At 69.0% G+C, this 2,529-nt stretch carries 2 protein-coding genes; both read left to right on the top strand.

What is annotated here, in order from left to right; genetic code table 11:
• Positions 1–117 precede the first annotated feature (117 nt).
• Entirely contained in the window at positions 118–1,305 is a 1,188-nt protein-coding gene (locus AC07CM_RS50685) for a tyrosine-type recombinase/integrase (RefSeq protein WP_478883326.1), read from the top strand.
• Positions 1,295–2,529, top strand: a 1,235-nt coding sequence (locus tag AC07CM_RS50680) for a hypothetical protein (protein WP_478883325.1), incomplete at its 3' end; no start/stop codon positions are given. The genes AC07CM_RS50685 and AC07CM_RS50680, both read left to right, overlap by 11 nt.

Raw genomic sequence — 2,529 nt, 5'->3', positions numbered from 1 at the left:
TATCAACGGGGCTTGAGTCTCTCTCTTCTATGTCTTCGACGAGCGTCACCGTGAGCGTTCTGTGTCGTTGATGCATTGCTATCAACGGGAGTTCTTCAACGAGACGGAACTGCATCAGTGGCACACAGCCTGGCTGTCCAGCCCGCCAGCGGGCAGCGGACGTGGACCGTGATCGACGGGAAGTACCGGACAGTCGCCCCGGTCGAAGAGTGGTTGGAGGCCCACCGGTTCTTGTGGTCGCCGAACACCGTCCGTGGCTATGCGACCTCACTGGCTCAGTGGTGGACGTTCCTCGAACAGCGCGACGAGACCGCGAAGTGGCAGGACCTCGGGGTCCCGGCCGTCGCCGGGTTCCTGTCCTGGCTGCGCAACGGCCGCACCGTCGAACACGCCCTGCTCGAGCCCGAAGACGCGCCCGCGCCGGAGACGTTGGAGGCAAGACTTGCCGCCCTGATCTCCTTCTACCGCTGGCAGGAGGCGGTCTTCTCGGTGCCGGTGGCGGGGCGGATCATGCGCGGGGCACCGCGGCGGGCGCCGACTCGCGGCCTCCTCGCGCACTTGGACGCCCGCACCGCGCCGGGTCCATCCTCGCTGGTCCGAGTCCGCCGGCATCGTCGCCGCGAACGGCCGCCGCTGCTGCTGCCGACTGAGATCCAGGCGATCCTGGACGGCTGCGCGATGCCGGACACCTCGGTGGGCGAATGGGCGGGTAATCTCCGTGACCGGCTGCTGTTCGCCCTGCTCGCGGAGAGTGGAATGCGCCTGGGTGAGGCTCTCGGCCTGCGGATCGGTGACTTCGTCATGGGCCGTGGTAGTACGCCCTATGTCGAGATCGTGCCGCGCGAGGACAACGCGAACGGGGCGAGGGTGAAGATGATGCGCCCACGCCGGGTCTATGTCGGCACCGACCTGGAACGCCTCTTCGCCGACTACCTCACCCACCTCGCCTGCCGGGCCGCCGAGTTCGGCATGGAGATTCGTACGGACTCGCCACTGCTGGTGAACCTGGCCCGGCCCCCGCTGCTGGCAGCCCTGCGGGAGGGGACGGTGCGGGACAAGACTGCCGCCCTGCGCAGGAAGGACATCGGCCCGGCTTCCTGGACGCCGCACTGGTTCCGCCACAGCCATGCGACCGCGTTGCTGCTGGCCGGGACCCCTGAGTGGGTGGTCTCGCGGCGACTTGGACACGCACACGTGCAGACCACGATCGACCTTTATGGCTGGGTCCGCGAGGACGAGGCCCTGCGGGCAGCGGCGAACTGGAAGTCGTACATCTCCTCCTGGCAGGTCGACGATGGCCGGTGAACAGCGGCATCTGCACGCCCTCGGCGGCGAGGACCCGATCTGGCGACTCTGGTCCTCGCTGCCCGAGCCCTGGAAAGGGCCGGTCGTCGGGGACGGCATCGACGACTGGGAGAAGATCACCGAGAACGGCGACCGCAGGATCGAGCTGACCGGATTGCCCGATCCGATTCCGGCCGAGCTGGCGTGGATGGCGCACTGGCAGGCCCTGGACGGGACCCGGTCGGCGGTGCTGGGCACCAACCAGCTCGCGAACATTCTGCGCCGGGCGATCCGCGAGGACCATCCGTTCCCGCCCTCGATCCGCGCCATGGACTGGCAGACGGCGGCCGCCCTGCAGCGGTGGTTCTATGCCACCCGCTGGGGCCGGCTCCCGCCGCACGGCAGCATCGCCCGGCTGCGAGGCATCTTCCGCTTCAGCCGCCTCGCCCTGCTCGTCCGCTGCTCGGAACAGCCCTGGTGGACGCAGGACGAATGGCACCCGAGATGCGACCCGCGCATCCCACTGGCAGAGCACGAACCCCAGGCCCACTACGGCTGTTCACCCTCCAAAATCAGCCACCCGTGGCTGCGGGAGGCGGTGAAGTGGTGGCTCGGCACCCAGCTCGAGGCCGGAGTCCTGCGCTGGTCCACGGTGAGCCAGGAACGCATGCGCTGTCTCGTCCGCTTCGACCGATGGCTCGAGACCTTCACCGAACCCCTGGATATCCTGGGCGATCCCGCCCATGCGGTCCAGACCGCCGCCGCCTTCCGCCGCTGGGACGCCGACCCCGCCAACCGTCTCCTTCGCCAGTCCGAGCAGCGGTTCGCGAGCCGTCCGGTCTCCGCCCGACAGCTTAACGACGACCTGCGGGCCGTCGCCGAGCTGTTCGCGTTCGTCGCGGCCAACCCCGCCGAAGCCCGCCAGGTCCTCGGACCCAACACTGCGTGGTCCCGGGCCACGGACGCGCACGCGGCCGGCTGGCTCCGCCAGGTCTCGCGCATCCCGCAGCAGCGGGACCTCAACGACGAGCACTACGTCGACGACCACGCGCTCGCGCAGATCCCCGCCGCCCTCCCCCTGCTCGGCCTTGGCCGCAATGAGCAGATGCTGGTCACCCGCGACGATGGACAGCAGGTTACCGCCCGCGGTTTCGACGACCCGCAGGCCATGCGCATGATCCTGCTGCAGATCCTCACCGGACGGCGAGCCAGCGAGATCCGCACCTGCCTCTTCAACTGCCTCTC

The organism is Streptomyces sp. NPDC044061, from assembly GCF_056434305.1.
This window is presented reverse-complemented; position numbering and strand designations above follow the sequence as displayed.